This is a genomic window from Arthrobacter sp. NPDC058097 (genome assembly GCF_042884885.1).
Lineage (GTDB): Bacteria > Actinomycetota > Actinomycetes > Actinomycetales > Micrococcaceae > Arthrobacter.
Genome location: NZ_JBHVSZ010000005.1, coordinates 314,468 through 331,013, shown reverse-complemented (window position 1 = coordinate 331,013; position 16,546 = coordinate 314,468). Strand labels below are relative to the sequence as shown.

Here is a 16,546-nt window from a genome sequence, read left to right as displayed (position 1 = left end):
GTTAGATCTCCATCCCGAAGTGCTCGCTGAAACGTACATCGCCCTCGATCATGTCGCGCATGTCGCCGACCTCGTTGCGGAACATGAGCGTCCGCTCGATGCCCATGCCGAAGGCAAAACCTGAATAGACGTCCGGATCGATGCCGGCGGCCCGCAGGACGTTGGGGTTGACCATGCCGCAGCCGCCCCATTCGATCCAGCGCGGGCCGCCCTTGGCGCCGGGGTGGAAGATGTCCAGCTCGGCGGACGGCTCGGTGAACGGGAAGTAGTTGGGGCGCAACCGGATCTGGGCTTCGTCGCCGAACATCTGGCGGGCGAAGTGCTCCAGGGTTCCGCGGAGGTCAGCCATGCTGAGCTTCTTGTCGATGGCCAGGCCCTCGAACTGGTGGAACACCGGGGTGTGGGTGGCATCGAGCTCGTCGGTGCGGAACACCTTGCCCGGGCACAGCACGTAGATGGGCAGCTCCCGCTCCAGCATGGAACGGACCTGCACCGGCGAGGTGTGGGTGCGCATCAGCAGGTGTGCTTCCGGCGGCTCCACGAAGAACGTGTCCTGCATTTCGCGGGCCGGGTGATCCGGCTTGAAGTTCAGTGCGTCGAAGTTGAACCATTCCGATTCCACCTCGGGGCCTTCGGCGATTTCCCAGCCCATGCCCACGAAGATGTCCGCGACGCGGTCCTGCAGCGTGGACAGCGGGTGGCGGGCTCCGGCCCTGCGGCGGCGCGGGGCTGCCGTGACATCCACGGTCTCCTCAACCAGGATGCGGGCGTCGTTCTCCGCTTCGAGCTCGGTGGTGCGGTCCGCGAGCGCCTTATTAACACGGCCGCGCGAGGAACCCATGAGCTTGCCGGCGGCGGCCTTCTGGTCCTTGGGCAGGCTTCCGATCCCTCGGTTGGCCAGGCTCAGCGGTGACTTCTCACCGGTGTGGGCCAGGCGCACTGCCTTGAGTTCATCGAGCGTGGACGCGCCGGCAATGGCGGCGACGGCCTGGTCCACGGCGGCGTTGATGGCGGTTTCATCCAGAGGGTTCGGGACGGCGGCGCCCGGCAAAGTTTCAGTCATCTACTGTTCTTAGCTACGAGTCGGGTGGTGCCAGCGGCCGGTGCAGCCGCGCCGGTTCCCCGGCCGCGCGTCCGTCGCTGGCACGTCATTGCAGAAAGTCATCCAAGGACGCCGCCCAGAGACGCCATCCAAGAACAGGGGCAGGCTCGCCGGCGCATGGCCGGCAGGCACTGTTCCCAGTCTAATTGACACCACCGGGCTAATTGACAGCAGGTGCCTGGGGGCGCCTGTATTGCTCGGGCGCCCGCGGCTAGCATGGCCCCATGATGCATGGCCCACTTACGCATGGCCGCCGGACGGGAGGCCCGCTGACGCGAAAACAGCGCCTGCGGCAACTCGCAAACGTGCTGAATGCCTCCACACCGCTGGGTCTGGTGCTTGCCGGGCTGGCCGGCACCCGGACGTTCCGGGGTCCCCGCGGCCTGATTGTGGCCACCGGCTACCACTGGCGGCTGCCGGTGGCTGGCGCTTTCACCGTGGGCAACGTGGTCATCTTCCGTGCGGACGCCGACACGGCTTCGACCGGACACGCGCTCATGGACCACGAGGAGCGGCACAGCACCCAGTACGCGTGCCTGGGGCCGCTCTTCCTGCTGTTCTATTTCGCGGCCGCCGCCTGGTCGGCCGTGCGGTACGGCGATCCGGCGTCGGGAAATCCCTTCGAGCGGCATGCCGGTCTGGAGGCCGGCGGCTATGTCGACCGGAAGCTCCAGGACAGGAGGCGGTGGCATGACCGGAGCCGCGGGCCCGACCGAGGGCACAGGCATGAGTGAACGCACAGGCATGAGTGAACTCACGGCGCCGGCGGACGCCCGGACCGTCACCGTCACGGGTTTTGGGACCGCCGAGGCCGCACCGGACCTGCTGACGCTCTCCATTGGCCTGGAATGCCGGCGCGACAACGCGGGTGATGCCTATGCCGCCGCCGGAGCAGCGTCCGCTGCCGTAACGGGCGCACTGCGCAGCCGGGGCGTGGGGAACCGGGACATCAGGACGTCGGGGCTCAACGTCCGCGCCGACGTCGTCTGGCAGGAGGGCCGGGGCCAGCAGGTCACCGGCTACGTGGCATCCAGCATGCTCAGCGTCCGGCTCCGTGATCCCGCCGCGGGCTCGGAAGTCATCGCGGCGGCCGTGGAGGCCGGCGGCAACGATGTGCGCCTGGACGGCGTGCAGCTAGGTTTTGCCGATGCCGCAGCCGTGATGGCGCTGGCCCGCGACGCCGCCTGGGCCGATGCGCGGGCAGCAGCAGCCCAGCTCGCCGCGCTGGCGGGCGCTGGGCTCGGTCAGGTGCTGGCCGTACGGCAGAACCCTGTTCCGTCCGCGCCCATTCCGTTCGGCGGGATACAGCGGGCCTTCGGCGGCGACTCCATGACGGTCGAAACCGGTGAATCCAGCGTCAGCACCAGCGTCACGGTTGAGTGGCAGCTGCTAGTGGATGCGGCCGGCGGCGAGCGCGACGTCGGCGGGCAGCGTTAGGTCGGATGGCTGGGTCAGGTCGAATGGCTCTGTCAGGTCGGATGAGTAGCTAAGCGAGGTCCGGACGACGGCGGCTATCGCCTCCGCCATCGAGTCAACAGCCAGTGAGGGGGCACCGCTCCCCTGCTCCACCTGCTCCGGCGCGAACGGCACGTGGACGAATCCGCCGCGGATGCCCGGACGGGACGCTACCTCATGCATGAGCGCATAGAAGGTGTGGTTGCAGACGTACGTTCCCGCCGTCTGCGAAACCTCGGCGGGAATACCTGCCTTTTCCATGGCAAGAAGGGCTGCCTTGACCGGCAGCGACGTGAAATAGGCGGCGGGGCCGCCCGGCACCACCGGCCGATCCACCGGCTGGTTCCCCGCATTGTCCGGAATGGGTGCGTCGTCGCAGTTGATGGCGACCCTTTCCAGGGACACCCGCCCACGGCCTCCGGCTTGCCCGATGCACACCACCAGTTCCGGCTCCAGCTCATCGAGAGCCTTCCGCAGCACCTTCCCTGCGGCACCGAACACACACGGCAGTTCCACCGCCTCCACTGCGAGACTGTCCGCCCGGAGCAGATCCCGCGCGGACAGGGCGGCCGCCCACGAAGGATTCATCGACTGGCCGCCGAAAGGTTCAAAGCCGGTGAGCAGAATCATGGACCCCGCGTAGCCGCCAGGCGGCACGAAACGCCGACGGCGGACCTTGACTTAATTTCGAACATACCTTCGAATGGAGGTCATGAGATGGAACGCGCAGGCACTCAAACCGGCACAGGAAGAAATGCCCGGGGCTGCACCGCTGCTGCCCCTGGCGGGCCTGGTGCGGTCGGTGTCCACGCCCGAGTTCGCCGGCGTCACCTTTCATGAGGTCACCGCCAAATCGGTGCTCAACAAGGTGCCCGCCGGCTCCCGGATGCCGTTCGAGTGGACCGTGAACCCGTACCGGGGCTGCAGCCACGCGTGCGTCTACTGCTTCGCCCGCAAGAGCCACACCTACCTGGACTTCGATGCCGGACTCGATTTCGACAGCCAGGTGGTGGTGAAGATCAACGCGGCGGAGGTGCTGCGCAAGGAGCTGGCCAAGCCATCCTGGAACCGGCAGCAGGTGGCACTGGGCACCAACACGGACCCCTACCAGCGGGCCGAGGGCCGGTACCGGCTGATGCCCGGCATCATCGGTGCACTGGCCGACTCCGGGACCCCGTTGTCCATCCTGACCAAGGGCACTTTGCTGGCGCGCGACATTCCGCTCCTGAAGCACGCCGCGGCACAGGTGCCGGTGGGCATTGGGATCTCGCTCGCCATGACGGACGAGCAACTCTCCGAGGCCATCGAGCCCGGCACACCCGGCCCGCGGGCGCGGCTCAAGCTCGTGTCCAGGCTCCGCGAGGCCGGCCTGCCCTGCGGGGTGATGGCCATGCCCATCCTGCCGTGGCTCTCGGACAGCGACGAGGCACTGGACTCGCTGTTCGGCTCGCTGGCCGCCGCGGGTGCCACCGGCGTCACGGCCGGAGCGCTGTACCTGAAGCCGGGCACCCGGGAATGGTTCATGCAGTGGATCGCCGCCCGGCATCCGGAACTCGTGGGCCACTACCGCAGGCTGTACGGCACGGGCTCGTACGCCTCCAAGGAATACCGCACCTGGCTGGCCGGCAGGGTCCGTTTCTTCAAGGCCCGGCACGGCTTCTCCAACTCGCACGGGTTCAGCCACCGGGACGTCAATGACCACCAGGCCGACGATCCCCGCGGCGAGGAAGCCGCCTACCCCGAGGGAAGCATTCCGCAAGGCCCCGCAGGCCAGGGTATGTCAGGCCAGCAGGCACATCACAGCACAGCCCGGACGTCCCAACCCACGCTGTTCTGAGCCCGCAGCCATACCGCCCCTGCACCCGGGCGCCGTCTTTCTTGCTGCTACTTTCCGGGGACGAAGTCGGCACGGCCCGCGGAGGCGACGCTGGCGAGCAGGGCCTGGACAATCGGGAGATCGGCCGGGATCCAGGGCAGGCTCAGAGCTTCATCACCTTCGCGGATGCTGACCCAGCGAAGCTCATCGTGGTCCTCGAGCGGCACAGGGTCGCCGTCCACCACTTCCGCGAACCACACCCGCATGACGGCCTTGGCATTCAGGGGCCAACCTTCCGGCCCCGGCGCTTCCAGCTCCGCACCAAGGACGACATCGATGCCGAGTTCCTCGCGGAGCTCCCGGTGCAGCGCGCTCTCGGGGGCTTCGCCCGGTTCCACCTTTCCGCCCGGGAACTCCCACATGCCGGCAAACTGCGGAGGGGCCGTGCGGCGTGCCACGAGAAGGCGGGCGGGAGCGGAGAGCGAGTCCAGTACGGCCCCGCCGACGACGTTGATCAGTTCAGTCACCGGTCCAGTCTATGAGGGCGGCGTCTCAGCCCTCCGCCGGAATATCCATCCCGCCGCGAAGCTTGTTAAAATCAGACATAACAGTGGCAACGAAGCCTACTCCGTAACTCCCTTCGAAAAGCAGGCACATGACTTCCACTGTCCAGGCTCTCCGCACGCCCAAGTCCACCACGCGCATCGGTCCAGCCATCCTGGCCCTGGCCATGGGCGGCTTCGGCATCGGGGTCACCGAATTCGCCATGATGGGGCTGCTCAAGGAGGTCGAAGTCGGACTCCGGATCAGCACTCCCGAGGCCGGCCACCTCATCTCTGCCTACGCCCTCGGCGTCGTCGTAGGAGCTCCGGTCCTTGCCGCCGTCGGCGCGAAGCTGCCGCGCAAGTTCCTCGCACTGGGTCTGATGCTGTTTTTCAGCGTCGCCAACCTGTCCTCGTTCATCGCCCCCGATTACGCGAGCATGCTCGTCTCCCGGTTCGCCGCCGGCCTGCCGCACGGCGCATTCTTTGGTGTTGCCGCCGTGATCGCTGCTTCCCTGGTGGCGCCCACGAAACGCGGCTGGGCCATCTCCATGGTCATGGCGGGACTCACCGTTGCCAACGTGGTCGGTGTTCCGTTCGCCACCTGGCTCGGCCAGACCTTTGGCTGGCGGCTGCTCTTTGTCCTGGTGGGAGTGCTGGGTCTGGTGACCCTGGCACTCATCTGGAAGTTCGTTCCGTTCCAGAAGGCGCACGCGGACGCCAGCATCCGCAGGGAGCTGGGCGCCCTTAGGCGGGCACAGGTCTGGCTGGCGATCCTCATCGGCATCGTAGGCTTCGGCGGGTTCTTCGCCACGTACACCTACATCTCCCACACGATGACCTCCGTTGCCGGGATTCCCGCCGCCCTGCTGCCGTTCGTGGTGGCCCTGTACGGTCTCGGAATGGTGGCCGGCAACATCGTCGGTGGCCGGATCGCGGACAAGTCTGTGATGGGGACCATCTACCGCGTCCTGCCGGGAATCGCCGTCGCACTCGTGGTTTACGCCGTTGCTGTGCACTGGCCGTGGTCAGCCTTCGTCATGGTGTTCGTGGTGGGCGGTGCCGGGTCCATGCTCGTCCCCGCCCTGCAGACCAGGCTGCTGGACGCATCCCCCGACGCGCCGTCGCTGGCCTCCTCACTCAACCACGCTGCGCTGAACGTCGCCAACGCCCTGGGCGCCTTCCTCGGCGGCGTGGTGATCGCCTGGGGCTGGGGCTACGTTGCGCCCGCGCTGGTGGGTGCCGTCCTGGCGATTCTCGGCCTGATGGTGGCACTGCTCAGCGGCCTGCTGGAGCGCAAAAAGCCGCTGGCCCCGTAACAGGAGTCACGGAGCCAGCGGCTCAAAAAATTCACCGGGCCAGGCGGCCCAACAAACACAGGGCCGGCGGCCCCAGTAGCGCCGGGCTGGCGGCCCGACTTCTTATTGCAGGCGGCTACGTGCCGGGGTCGCCCGCAAGGGCGGGCCCGCTGGCCACCTCTGCACGGCGGATGTCGGGCTCCAGGTAGATGACCCGCGCAATGGGAACTGCCGAGCGGATCCTTGCTTCGGCGTCGTCGATGGCCTTCGCAATACCCAGCCCGGAATCGTCGGCTCCCACGCTGATCTTGGCTGCAACGAGCAGCTCCTCCGGACCCAGGTGCAACGTCTTGAGGTGGATGATGGCGGTGCCGTCCGCCTCGATGGCGCGCCGGATGCGGGCGACGTCGTCCTTGGTGGCCGACTCCCCCAGCAGCAGCGATTTGGTCTCCATAGCCAGGATCACGGCAATCGCCACGAGCAGCAGGCCAATCATGCCGGTCCCGATCCCGTCCCAAATGCCGTCGCCCGTCAGCAGGGTCAGCCCGACGCCGAACAGGGCGAAGACCAGGCCCAGCAGGGCGCCGAAGTCCTCGAGCAGGATCACCGGGAGTTCAGGCTGCTTGGCGGTCCGCACGAAGCTGATCCAGCCCTGGCTGCCGCGGATATGGTTGGCTTCGATGATGGCCGTCCGGAACGAGAATCCTTCGGCGACGATGGCACCCACAAGCACGGCCAGGGGCACCCACCAGAAGTCACCCTCAATCGCGTGCGGGTGCTGGATCTTTTCCCATGCCTCGTACAGCGCGAACAGGCCGCCGACGCTGAAAAGCACGATGGAAACGATGAACGCATAGATATACCGTTCGCGTCCGTAGCCGAACGGGTGCTCCGGGCTGGCCGCGCGCTGGGCGCGTTTCCCGCCGACCAGGAGCAGGACCTGGTTGCCAGAGTCGGCGACCGAGTGGATGGCCTCAGCCAGCATCGATGAGGAGCGTGTCAGCAGGAACGCGACGAACTTCAGGACGGCGATGGTCAGGTTGGCGGCCAGTGCCGCGACAATCGCCTTGGTACCGCCATTTGCAGCCAAGGGAGGCTCACCTCTTCATGTGGGTATATCAACGGATGGGACAGGGCGGGATGGAACCGCCGTCTAGTAAATACCGTACCCGTCCGGCCCCGAACAGACACCGCGCACGGCCTCCGGACGCCACGAAAAGCCAAAACTAAGCCTGCTGACAAAGAAACGCACGCTGTGTTAGCTTGAACCCATATCGGGACTGATAAGAATCGATCCCGACGAATATGAAGGAGCAGACAATGGGTTTTCTTGCTTGGATTATTCTCGGCCTGATCGTAGGCGCAATTGTTAAAGCCGTCATGCCCGGACGGGTCGGCGGCGGCTGGGTCACCAGCCTCGTTCTCGGCGTCGTTGGCGCCATCGTCGGCGGCTGGATCGGCAGCCTTCTCTTCGGCAAGGGTGACCTGGCGTTCTTCGACCTTGGCACCTGGATCCTCGCCATCATCGGCGGCCTGGTAGTCGCAGGTATCTACGGCGCCATCGCCGGCCGCAACCGGACCACCCGGGCACCATAACCGGCCAGGACCATATGCACTGGGCCCGCTGACAAGCCCAGTCCCATAACAGACAAAACAGACAGGAGCGGGGGCTCACCAGCACGGTGGGCCCCCGCTCCTTTTTCAGGCAACACGGCCGGCCATGCACGACGGCCCTCGCTGTCTTGGAATGGAGTTTTTGTCCAGATATCGCGACTTGGAGGGCCTCCAGCGGCCGATATCTGGACAAAAACTCCAGAGGCGAGGCGGGAACTCCGGACCCTAGGCGGGCTGCTGGGACCTCGCGCTGGCGTAGAGGCAGACGGTGGCGGCGGTGCCCAGGTTGAGGCTCTCGGCGGCGCCATACACCGGCACCGCCACGCGGTGGTCGGCCAGGGCGAGCTCGTCGTCGGAGAGGCCCTGGGCTTCGTTGCCGAAGAGCCAGGCCGTGGGGTTCTCGAGGGCGTAGTCCGAGCCGGCGGTCGATGCGCCAAGCCGGCGTGCCGCGTTCTCGTCCTGCAGTCGGTCAAGGTTCAGCTGCCCGTACCCGTCCGCGGCGAGCACGCCGATCCCCCGGTCCTTGCACAGCGCCACCAGCTCATTGACGTCCGCGCCGAGGACCACGGGCAGGTGAAACAGGGAGCCGGCAGTCGACCGGACCGCCTTGGGATTGTAGATGTCCACGCTGGAACCGGTCAGGACCACGGCGTCGGCACCGGCGGCATCGGCAGCCCGGAGCACCGTCCCGGCATTGCCGGGGTCCCGGACCTGGCACAGCACGGCAATCAGGCGGGGCCCGGCCTCGAGCACGTCCGACAGCGAGACATCCACGAAATCACACACCGCAACGATCCCCTGCGGGGTGACGGTGTCCGCCATGGCGGCCAGGACATCGTCCGTCGCGAGCCGGGCGCTGGTTCCCACGGCCAGTTCCTCGAACTCGGGGTACCGGTCCAGGCAGGCCTCACTGGCATACACCTCGCGGACTATGCCCGGCTGGCCGGCCGCAATCCGCTTGCCGTGGAGCACCAGGGCTTCGCGTACCGCCTGGGGTCCTTCGGCCAGGAACTGGCGGCGCTTTAAACGGGCCGGGCGCCCTGCAAGCTTTGCCACATCCCTGACCCGATCTGCGCGGGGATTGGAGAGTGGAAAGTCTTGCGGGCGCCCGGTTTCGTTCATATAAGAACCTTAGTGGCTGATGCCACCGGTCCTTGAACTGGGAGCTGTCTGCTTACTCAGCAGCTGCAGCGGCCGGCTTCTTCGCCGCGCGTGCGCGGGTAGCCTTGGCCTTCGGTGCAGCCTCGGCCTTGGCGGCCGGAGCGGAGGTGTCAGCAGGCAGGGAGTCTTTGGCAACCTGGACCAGCGCAGCGAAGGCGTTGGCGTCGGAAACGGCGAGCTCGGCCAGCATGCGGCGGTCAACCTCAACCTCAGCAGCCTTCAGGCCCTGGATCAGACGGTTGTAGGTCAGGCCGTTGGCGCGGGATGCAGCGTTGATGCGCTGGATCCACAGGCGGCGGAAGTCGCCCTTCTTCTTCTTGCGGTCGCCGTAGCTGTACACAAACGAGTGCAGCAGCTGCTCTTTTGCCTTGCGGTACAGGCGTGAGCGCTGCCCACGGTAACCTTTGGCGCGTTCGAGGACAACCCGGCGCTTCTTGTGGGCATTTACCGCCCGCTTCACACGTGCCACGTGCGTACTCCTTCAGAATTCTTGTCCCAAGCATCTTTCGCCGGCGAACCGGCTGGCCTGAGAAGGCTTTATTGGTGGGTGGCTGCTGCCTGGTGGCGGCAGCCTAAGAGCTTGGAACTAGATGCCGAGCATCTTCCGGATGACCTTGGCGTCGCCCTTGAAGACGATCTTGTCGCCGGCGAGGCGACGGGTCAGGCGGGTGGACTTGTGCTCAAGGTAGTGGCGGCGGTTGGCCTGCTGGCGGCGCAGCTTGCCGGTACCGGTCAGCTTGAAGCGCTTCTTAGCACCACTGTGGGTTTTCATCTTCGGCATGGGAACCGATCTCCTAACGTATCCGCAGACCATGTCTGCAGTCTTTCGCGCAGCCGGCCCGGGGGACGGCGTGCTGGTTGCTGACTGCCTGAAGGGGACGCCTTCCGCAGTTTCGAACTAGTTGGTCTTCTTGCCAGCCGGCTTCGGCGTGGGCCGGGGTGCAGCAGGACGTGCCACCGGCTTCGGCGCAGCGGGCCTGGCCACCGGCTTCGGCGGGGCAGGCACAGCTGCAGGCTTCGGCGCTGCCGGGGCAGGCGTTTCGGCCTGCGGAGCCTTGGGCGCAGTTGCCTGGGCGGCAGCCTTTGGGGCAGCAGCCTTCGGCGCCGCGGGAGCCACCGGGGCGGCAGGTGCAGCAGCCTTGGGGGCAGCAGCCTTGGGCTCGGGAGCTGCGGCAGGTGCCGCAGCCGGAGCTTCGGCGACGGGAGCCTCGGCAGGCGCCGAAGCCGTAACTTCGGCGGCCGCAGCAGCCGGAGCCTCAGCAGCCGGAGCTTCGGCCGGAGCCGCTGCCTCAGCCTGGGCCGGAGCTTCCTGCGTTGCCGTTGCCTCGTCGCCGGCGTCAGCGGAAACCTTGAAGCCCTCCGGCAGGAGGTCGCCCAGCGACTGCGTCATCGGCTCCTGGTCCTTGCCGGAGACGTCAACGCGGCCGGCGGCCTTGGCCTCGTTCTGGGCCTTGGCCTCGGCGCGCTGGGTCGCGCGGCGGGCTTCGGCCTTCGCCTCGGCCTTGTTCTTCAGCGGACCGATGACCATGACCATGTTGCGGCCGTCAATGCGCGGGCTTGACTCCACGACACCAACTTCAGCCACGTCCTCAGCGAAACGCTGCAGGAGGCGCAGGCCCATTTCGGGGCGCTGCTGCTCACGGCCGCGGAACTGGATCATGGCCTTGACCTTGTCCCCTGCTCCGAGGAAGCGCAGGGCGTGCCCGCGCTTGGTCTCGTAGTCATGGGTGTCGATCTTCAGGCGGAACCGGATTTCCTTCAGAACCGTGTTGGTCTGGTTCTTCCGGGCCTCACGGGCCTTGACTGCGGCTTCGTACTTGTACTTGCCGAAGTCCATCAGCTTGCACACCGGAGGCTTGGCCTGCGGTGCAACTTCAACGAGATCCAGGTCGGACTCGGCAGCCAGACGCAGGGCATCCTCGATACGGACGATCCCTACCTGTTCGCCGGCAGGGCCGACCAGCCGCACCTCAGGGACGCGGATACGCTCATTGATTCTTGGCTCGCTAATGTTAAAGCTCCTGTGTTTGTAATGGGTGTTCCACCGGCAAAATAGAGAAGGCCCCCAATTGCCGGAGCAATCGAAGGCCTCAAAGATCGGATGTGCACCTCCCGCAGGGGCTGCACGCACTTCACTGGGCTCCTGCCCGGTGAACCGCCCGACCGTTACCCGGCAACCTTGCTGCCCTGAACCTTCCAGGGAAAACGGCTGACGCGGGTGGGAGAGAACTCCGCTTGCAAACTGAGTATCAATTCTACAGAAAGATACCCGCTTACCGCACATTTGCGGCAGTGGGTCTCATCCACGGCAAAATAACGACATCCAGTCGGTCTGTGACAAGCTTACCAGTATGAGCACTCCAGACAGCAATTCACACGTCTACCAGGCGCCCGGCGCCGGGGACGACGTCACGCAGCAAATCCGCGACATCTCCGAAGTTCCCGCGATCGAGGTCATCACCACGGCCGCAGTGCACCTCATGAGTGCCTCCGCCGTGAAGCTCGGCCTGGCCGCTGAGGAGAACGCCGCTGAGCTGAAGGACCTGGACGAGGCCCGCAAGCTCATCACCGCCCTCGCCGGCCTGGTGACGGCAGCCGCCCCGGAGATCGGTTCCCAGCACGCGGGCCCGTTGCGCGATGGCCTGCGCTCCCTGCAGCTTGCCTTCCGCGAAGAATCCATCATCCCGGATCCCCCGGGCAAGGGTCCGGGTGAGAAGTTCACCGGTGCGGTGAACTAAAAGTTGACGTTCGACGGCGGCGGGCCGGCTCTTCGGGGCCGGCCCGCCGCCGTTTTTTGTCGTGCGGCTGTCCCCCGGTTACCGACCGCCCCTTGGGGCCGTCCTCCGGTACCCCTTAGCCGTGAGGGGGCGTCAGGAACCAGCGGCGCGGCGCCGGCGCTGCTGGAGGACGAGCCCCACGACGCAGAGCAGCACGCCTGCCACGCCGACGGACACGAAGCCTCCCGCCGGCCCGATACCGTCGATGAAAAGTCCGGCCAGCGGGGCCCCCAGTGCCACACCGGCGGTCAGCGCGGACCCGTACCAGCCCATGGCCTCGCCCCGCCTTGCCTCGTCCACCAGTTCGGCCACCTTCTCGGAGGCCGCAGAAAGGACCGGCGCGCAGAGGAGACCCGGCAGCAGCGACAGCATGCTGAGCGTCAGGGTGTCGCTGGCGAAACCCATGGGAATGGTGAGCGCAGCCATGCCGAGCAGCAGCAGGATCGGGGAAACGGGCCGGTGCATGGCCCCGTACACGAGACCGCCGATCACCGACGCGGCGCACCAGAAGAGGAACACGACGCCGATCTCGCCCTGGCGGCCGCCGGTCTCCAGTGCAGCCACGATTCCCACGTCGGTGCCGCTGAGCACCATGCCGGCGCCTGCGGCCACCGCGAAGACCGCGGCTACACCCCCGGTGAACCAGGCAAAGCTGTGGGCTACCCTGCGCTTGAGGACTGCCCGCCGCCGGCTGCCCGCAGACGCCGGACCGAGCTCAGCCGCTGCCTCCTGCAAGTGTGCGGGGGCGGCAGCCACAACGGCTATCTCTGCTGCTTCCTGCTCATCCGCCTCGCAGGATTCGGAGCGGACCGCGCTGCGGGTGGGCGGGTTGAACCACATCAGGAAGAGCCCGGCCAGCGACGTCGAGACACCAACGGCGGTCAGTCCAAGCACGGAATGGCCGCTCGTCGCCACCACAGCACCTGCGGCCGGGCCGATCATGAATACCAGCTCGGTGCTGACGGCATCCAGTGCGAAGGCGGTCCTGCGCTGGTCGCCGTCCGCCAGGACCCCCAGGGACTGGCGCACCACGCTGAAAATGGGAAGCGTCAGCAGGCCGCCCACGAACACGAGCGGCAGCAGCCACTGGTAGGACACGTGCGGCACGATCGACCAGATGACGGTTTCCGAAATCACGGAAGGTATCAGCGCAGTGCGCAGGCCGGCGGTATCCACCCGGCGTCCGCGCCAGGGTGCGCCAAGCGCGATGCCGATGGTCATCACGGCCGCCGCCGTTCCGGCGGCAGCATAGCCCTCGCCGAGGGTCAGTACGATGTGCAGGGTCAGCAGGACGCCCGCCGCCGAATGGGGGATGCGGGCGATCATGCCGACGGCCAGGAGCCGGCGGATCGGCCGGACGGCCAGCAGCTCCCGGTACAGGGTGAAATTCACAGGTGGGTCCTCGGTTCAGCCGCCGGACAGCAACGGAACGGACCTCCACCGGTCGGCGGTTACTGCGCGGCGCGCCTTAGTTTGACTTCGATCGAATCAACGCGCTCACCAAACAATACATTCCGGCTCCACTCAGCCTGGAGGCCGGCAACGAGGTTCTGGACCGCCGCCGCGTCCAGTCCATCCTCAAGGTAGAGCACCACCCGCAACTCCGGTCCGGCTCCGCCGCCTTCGACCCGGCTGCCGGAGGCTGTGGCAGTGGCCACTCCCCCGCCGGGAAGGACGTCGAGTCCCCGGACCGCGGGGTTGCCTTCGGCTCCGGCGCGAAGCACTGCCGCCAGCTCGCTGTCCAGGTAGGCGGGCACCCACTGCCGCTGCTGCGCGAGGGCCCAGACGCCAGGGCGCCTGACCACGAAGGTCACGTCAGAACCGGGGTCCACGACCAGGAGCTCGGCCCCCTCGGAGACGGCGGACAGCGCGGCCCTCGCGGCGTAGACGGCCACCGGCCGCGCCTCCGCGTGCCAAGCAGACAGGGCAGCCGCCGACGTGAACACCGGCATGGCAAGGCGGCCGTCCGGTGCCTTGAGCGTCACTAGCGCCATGTCCGCCTGCTTGTCGGCGTGCACCCCGTGGGCACCCTCGGCCTCCTCCGCCAACCGGGCGACCACGGGGACAAAGACCCGGGCGGTAGCCAGCGAGGCGACCACCGCGGCCTCGTCGCCGTCGCCGGAAACGAGGGCAGAGAGTGCCGTGAGGTAGCCGGCGTCGGCAGTGCCGTCGTCGTCCTCGAAGTTGTGGATCTTGGCGTCATCCCCGGCGAGGCTGCGTCCGGCCCAGGGCTGGCCCGCCGAATCGGCGGCGCCGCCCGCGCCGGAGAGGGCGGCCTCGATGTGACCGGGCAGCCGGCGTGCCGGCGGAACCTCCGTGCCCGGGACGCCCGTGCCCGGCACGCCGCCGTCCGCGGAATTGCGCTGCTGCTCGGTCACGGCGATGCCTTAGCGGCGGCCGGCGACGTCGAGGGCTTCGGGCAGGGTGAAGGCTCCGGCGTACAGGGCCTTGCCCACGATGGCGCCTTCGACGCCGAGCGGCACCAGGGAGCGCAGCACCTTCAGGTCGTCGAGGCTGGAAATCCCGCCGGAGGCCACGACGGGTTTGCCGGTCTTCTCCACCATCTGCCGCAGCAGTTCAACGTTCGGTCCCTGCAGCGTGCCGTCCTTGGTCACGTCGGTGACAACATAGCGCGCGCAGCCGGCCTCTTCAAGGCGGCCCAGCACGTCCCACAGGTCCCCGCCTTCCTTGGTCCAGCCGCGTCCGGCCAGGGTGGTTCCCCGGACGTCGAGGCCGACGGCGATTCGGTCACCGAAGCGGTCGATGGCCCGAGCGGTCCATTCCGGGTTCTCCAGGGCGGCGGTGCCGAGGTTGACCCGGGCAACGCCCAGGTCCAGCGCCTTCTCCAGGGACTCATCGTCCCGAAGCCCGCCGGAAAGCTCCACCTTGATGTCCAGCCGGCCTACCACTTCGCGCAGCAGGTCCGCGTTCGAGCCGCGTCCGAAGGCAGCGTCCAGATCCACCAGGTGGACCCATTCCGCGCCCTGCTGCTGCCAGTTCAGGGCCGCCTCCAGCGGCGTGCCATAGCTCGTTTCACTGCCGGCTTCGCCCTGGACCAGGCGTACGGCCTGGCCGTTCACGACGTCGACGGCGGGAAGCAGTTCAAGTACCGGCAGCTCGTTTTGGCTGGTCATCGGAGGTTCCTCAGTTCTTGTAGGCGCTCTGGTTCTATGAACCCTGTTCCTGTGCGCGGGTTCTTCTGCGGGCGCACGGCGGGCTGGATGGCTATTTGCCGGGGAGGGTCAGCAGGTAGGCGGCCAGCAGCGACATGGCAGCCAGCACGTAGAACCCGACCTGGATCCAGAGGGGCTTGCGCTGCTGCCTGAAGGACAGGCCGCCGCCCACCAGGAGGCCGGCCAGCCCCATCAGGAGAATTGACCACATTTAAGCGTCGGCCGACTGCCGGGAGTGCGGACCGCGGAGCCCGTCGACCCAGTTCCTGAGCAGCCTGGCACCGGCGTCGCCTGACTTTTCCGGGTGGAACTGGGTGGCACACAGGGGGCCGTTCTCGACGGCGGCGATGAACGGGCCGCCGTGCTCTGACCACGTGACCAGGGGCGGCGCCATCCGGGGCTGGATGACGTCGAAGTCCCAGGTCTGGACGCCGTACGAGTGCACGAAGTAGAAGCGCTCATTCTGGACACCGTCGAACAGCCTGGAGCCTTCCGGGACCTTGACCGTGTTCCATCCCATGTGCGGCACCACTTCGGCCGGAAGGAGCTCCACCTTGCCGGGCCACTCGCCCATGCCTGCGGCTTCGGTTCCATGTTCCACACCGGCTTCGAAAAGCACCTGCAGGCCGACGCAGATGCCGAGCACCGGACGTCCGCCGGCAACGCGGCGGCCAATCATCCGGATGCCATCGACGGCCTTGAGTTCGCGCATGACGGTTTCAAAGGCGCCGACGCCGGGGACGACCAACCCGTCGGCGTTAAGCACGTCCTCGGGCTTGGAGCTCAGGATGACCTCGGCACCGGCGCGTTCCAAGGCGCGCACGGCCGAACGGACGTTGCCGGAGCCGTAGTCCAGGACGGTGACGGTGGGCTTGCCCTCCGGGGAGGCCGGCTTCAGCGTGGCCGAGGGGTCGATGATCGCGCCCTCGCGCAATACTTTGCCGGTCACAGTGCTCCCTTGGTGGACGGAATGCCTTCGACGCGGGGGTCCGGCTCGACGGCCGCGCGGAGTGCCCGGGCGAAGGCCTTGAACTGGGCTTCCACGATGTGGTGCGGGTCCCGGCCCGCGATGACGTTCATGTGCAGGCAGATGCCGGCGTGCAGCGTGATTGCCTCGAAGACGTGCCGGGTCAGCGACCCCGTGAAGTGGCCGCCGATCAGGTGGTACTCCTGCCCGGCGGGCTCGCCGCCGTGCACCAGGTAGGGCCGGCCCGAGACGTCGACGACGGCGTGTGCAAGGGCCTCGTCCAGGGGCACGGTGGCCTCGCCGAAGCGGCGGATGCCTGCCTTGTTGCCCAAGGCGGTGCGCAGTACCTCGCCGAACGTGATGGCAACGTCCTCGACGGTGTGGTGGACGTCAATGTGGGTGTCCCCAGTGGCCTTCACGGTCATGTCGATGAGTGAGTGCTTGCACAGCGCCGTCAGCATGTGGTCGTAGAACGGGACCGAGGTGCTGATGTCCGACACTCCGGTGCCGTCGAGGTTGATCTCCACCAGCACGGAAGATTCGCTGGTGGCACGCTCCATGCGTGCAGTGCGTGCCTCGGCAGCCTTGGTTCCGGTGTCGCTCATGGTGATAGATGTCCTTTGACGAAGGATGTGGGCGGA

General features: G+C 67.2%; 20 protein-coding genes. 6 read left to right on the top strand and 14 right to left on the bottom strand.

All coding sequences use genetic code 11. The annotated features are described in order from the left end of the window. Position 1: 1 nt before the first annotated feature. A complete protein-coding gene (gene pheS / locus ACFVTE_RS11480) occupies positions 2-1,063 on the bottom strand; it encodes a phenylalanine--tRNA ligase subunit alpha (RefSeq protein ID WP_387100439.1) in 1,062 nt (353 codons plus the stop codon). Positions 1,064-1,326: 263 nt separating this feature from the next. On the opposite strand from pheS, the gene ACFVTE_RS11475 reads away from it, so the two are divergent. Together ACFVTE_RS11475 and ACFVTE_RS11470 are read left to right on the top strand one after the other, a co-directional pair. Further along, positions 1,327-1,836 (top strand): hypothetical protein, encoded by a 510-nt coding sequence (locus tag ACFVTE_RS11475; protein WP_387100437.1) that lies wholly within the window; start codon positions 1,327-1,329, stop codon positions 1,834-1,836. Further along, entirely contained in the window at positions 1,829-2,539 is a 711-nt protein-coding gene (locus ACFVTE_RS11470) for an SIMPL domain-containing protein (protein WP_387100434.1), read from the top strand. The genes ACFVTE_RS11475 and ACFVTE_RS11470 overlap by 8 nt, the downstream gene beginning before the upstream one ends. On the opposite strand, the gene pcp is transcribed toward ACFVTE_RS11470, so the two are convergent. Continuing rightward, entirely contained in the window at positions 2,492-3,187 is a 696-nt protein-coding gene (pcp, locus tag ACFVTE_RS11465) for a pyroglutamyl-peptidase I (protein ID WP_387100431.1), read from the bottom strand. The genes ACFVTE_RS11470 and pcp overlap by 48 nt on opposite strands. Positions 3,188-3,269: 82 nt before the next feature. Between pcp and ACFVTE_RS11460 the strand changes: the two genes are divergently transcribed. Beyond that, positions 3,270-4,394 carry an Rv2578c family radical SAM protein gene (locus tag ACFVTE_RS11460; RefSeq protein ID WP_387100428.1) on the top strand — a complete coding sequence of 375 codons (1,125 nt, stop codon included), beginning with the start codon at positions 3,270-3,272 and terminating at the stop codon, positions 4,392-4,394. 47 nt (positions 4,395-4,441) lie between these two features. On the opposite strand, the gene ACFVTE_RS11455 is transcribed toward ACFVTE_RS11460, so the two are convergent. Then, positions 4,442-4,900: a (deoxy)nucleoside triphosphate pyrophosphohydrolase gene (locus ACFVTE_RS11455; protein WP_387100425.1), complete on the bottom strand. Its 459-nt coding sequence runs from the start codon at positions 4,898-4,900 to the stop codon at positions 4,442-4,444. A gap of 128 nt (positions 4,901-5,028) precedes the next feature. Here ACFVTE_RS11455 and ACFVTE_RS11450 point away from each other — a divergent pair, with 128 nt between their 5' ends. Then, positions 5,029-6,234, top strand: a complete 1,206-nt coding sequence (locus ACFVTE_RS11450; protein ID WP_387100422.1) for an MFS transporter — start codon at positions 5,029-5,031, stop codon at positions 6,232-6,234. 115 nt (positions 6,235-6,349) lie between these two features. On the opposite strand, the gene ACFVTE_RS11445 is transcribed toward ACFVTE_RS11450, so the two are convergent. Further along, a complete protein-coding gene (locus ACFVTE_RS11445) occupies positions 6,350-7,303 on the bottom strand; it encodes a cation diffusion facilitator family transporter (protein WP_387100419.1) in 954 nt (317 codons plus the stop codon). Positions 7,304-7,533: 230 nt separating this feature from the next. On the opposite strand from ACFVTE_RS11445, the gene ACFVTE_RS11440 reads away from it, so the two are divergent. Then, positions 7,534-7,809 (top strand): GlsB/YeaQ/YmgE family stress response membrane protein, encoded by a 276-nt coding sequence (locus ACFVTE_RS11440; protein WP_387100416.1) that lies wholly within the window; start codon positions 7,534-7,536, stop codon positions 7,807-7,809. Between the two features lie 243 nt (positions 7,810-8,052). Here the strand turns inward: ACFVTE_RS11440 and ACFVTE_RS11435 are convergent, their stop codons facing one another. The 4 genes from ACFVTE_RS11435 to infC form a co-directional block, all read right to left on the bottom strand. Beyond that, positions 8,053-8,949, bottom strand: a complete 897-nt coding sequence (locus tag ACFVTE_RS11435; protein WP_387100414.1) for a TrmH family RNA methyltransferase — start codon at positions 8,947-8,949, stop codon at positions 8,053-8,055. Between the two features lie 52 nt (positions 8,950-9,001). After that, positions 9,002-9,457 (bottom strand): 50S ribosomal protein L20, encoded by a 456-nt coding sequence (gene rplT / locus ACFVTE_RS11430; protein WP_314195606.1) that lies wholly within the window; start codon positions 9,455-9,457, stop codon positions 9,002-9,004. Positions 9,458-9,574: 117 nt separating this feature from the next. Next, positions 9,575-9,769 carry a 50S ribosomal protein L35 gene (gene rpmI, locus ACFVTE_RS11425; RefSeq protein WP_076798109.1) on the bottom strand — a complete coding sequence of 65 codons (195 nt, stop codon included), beginning with the start codon at positions 9,767-9,769 and terminating at the stop codon, positions 9,575-9,577. A gap of 117 nt (positions 9,770-9,886) precedes the next feature. Then, positions 9,887-10,957 carry a translation initiation factor IF-3 gene (gene infC, locus ACFVTE_RS11420; RefSeq protein ID WP_387100410.1) on the bottom strand — a complete coding sequence of 357 codons (1,071 nt, stop codon included), beginning with the start codon at positions 10,955-10,957 and terminating at the stop codon, positions 9,887-9,889. A 382-nt stretch (positions 10,958-11,339) separates the two neighbouring features. Between infC and ACFVTE_RS11415 the strand changes: the two genes are divergently transcribed. After that, entirely contained in the window at positions 11,340-11,726 is a 387-nt protein-coding gene (locus ACFVTE_RS11415; RefSeq protein ID WP_003798723.1) for a DUF1844 domain-containing protein, read from the top strand. A gap of 132 nt (positions 11,727-11,858) precedes the next feature. On the opposite strand, the gene ACFVTE_RS11410 is transcribed toward ACFVTE_RS11415, so the two are convergent. The 6 genes from ACFVTE_RS11410 to hisB all read right to left on the bottom strand — a co-directional run bounded on the left by ACFVTE_RS11410 (position 11,859) and on the right by hisB (position 16,510). Continuing rightward, the gene (locus ACFVTE_RS11410; protein WP_387100406.1) at positions 11,859-13,157 is read right to left on the bottom strand and encodes an MFS transporter; all 1,299 of its coding nucleotides are present in this window, start codon (positions 13,155-13,157) and stop codon (positions 11,859-11,861) included. Between the two features lie 59 nt (positions 13,158-13,216). Next, positions 13,217-14,107, bottom strand: a complete 891-nt coding sequence (locus tag ACFVTE_RS11405) for an SseB family protein (protein ID WP_387100542.1) — start codon at positions 14,105-14,107, stop codon at positions 13,217-13,219. A gap of 45 nt (positions 14,108-14,152) precedes the next feature. Beyond that, the gene (priA, locus tag ACFVTE_RS11400; protein ID WP_087873510.1) at positions 14,153-14,899 is read right to left on the bottom strand and encodes a bifunctional 1-(5-phosphoribosyl)-5-((5-phosphoribosylamino)methylideneamino)imidazole-4-carboxamide isomerase/phosphoribosylanthranilate isomerase PriA; all 747 of its coding nucleotides are present in this window, start codon (positions 14,897-14,899) and stop codon (positions 14,153-14,155) included. Positions 14,900-14,990: 91 nt separating this feature from the next. Then, a complete protein-coding gene (locus ACFVTE_RS11395; RefSeq protein WP_387100402.1) occupies positions 14,991-15,149 on the bottom strand; it encodes a hypothetical protein in 159 nt (52 codons plus the stop codon). Then, complete coding sequence (gene hisH / locus ACFVTE_RS11390) at positions 15,150-15,887, bottom strand: imidazole glycerol phosphate synthase subunit HisH (protein ID WP_387100399.1); 738 nt, start codon at positions 15,885-15,887, stop codon at positions 15,150-15,152. Continuing rightward, the gene (gene hisB / locus ACFVTE_RS11385; protein ID WP_387100396.1) at positions 15,884-16,510 is read right to left on the bottom strand and encodes an imidazoleglycerol-phosphate dehydratase HisB; all 627 of its coding nucleotides are present in this window, start codon (positions 16,508-16,510) and stop codon (positions 15,884-15,886) included. The genes hisH and hisB overlap by 4 nt, the downstream gene beginning before the upstream one ends. Positions 16,511-16,546 lie beyond the last annotated feature (36 nt).

Coding starts and splice junctions, on each gene's coding strand:
- pheS (WP_387100439.1), bottom strand. CDS start 1,063: ATGACTGAAACTTTGCCGGGCGCCGCCGTCCCGAACCCTCTGGATGAA.
- ACFVTE_RS11475 (WP_387100437.1), top strand. CDS start 1,327: ATGATGCATGGCCCACTTACGCATGGCCGCCGGACGGGAGGCCCGCTG.
- ACFVTE_RS11470 (WP_387100434.1), top strand. CDS start 1,829: ATGAGTGAACGCACAGGCATGAGTGAACTCACGGCGCCGGCGGACGCC.
- pcp (WP_387100431.1), bottom strand. CDS start 3,187: ATGATTCTGCTCACCGGCTTTGAACCTTTCGGCGGCCAGTCGATGAAT.
- ACFVTE_RS11460 (WP_387100428.1), top strand. CDS start 3,270: ATGAGATGGAACGCGCAGGCACTCAAACCGGCACAGGAAGAAATGCCC.
- ACFVTE_RS11450 (WP_387100422.1), top strand. CDS start 5,029: ATGACTTCCACTGTCCAGGCTCTCCGCACGCCCAAGTCCACCACGCGC.
- ACFVTE_RS11440 (WP_387100416.1), top strand. CDS start 7,534: ATGGGTTTTCTTGCTTGGATTATTCTCGGCCTGATCGTAGGCGCAATT.
- ACFVTE_RS11435 (WP_387100414.1), bottom strand. CDS start 8,949: ATGAACGAAACCGGGCGCCCGCAAGACTTTCCACTCTCCAATCCCCGC.
- rpmI (WP_076798109.1), bottom strand. CDS start 9,769: ATGCCGAAGATGAAAACCCACAGTGGTGCTAAGAAGCGCTTCAAGCTG.
- ACFVTE_RS11415 (WP_003798723.1), top strand. CDS start 11,340: ATGAGCACTCCAGACAGCAATTCACACGTCTACCAGGCGCCCGGCGCC.
- priA (WP_087873510.1), bottom strand. CDS start 14,899: ATGACCAGCCAAAACGAGCTGCCGGTACTTGAACTGCTTCCCGCCGTC.
- ACFVTE_RS11395 (WP_387100402.1), bottom strand. CDS start 15,149: ATGTGGTCAATTCTCCTGATGGGGCTGGCCGGCCTCCTGGTGGGCGGC.
- hisB (WP_387100396.1), bottom strand. CDS start 16,510: ATGAGCGACACCGGAACCAAGGCTGCCGAGGCACGCACTGCACGCATG.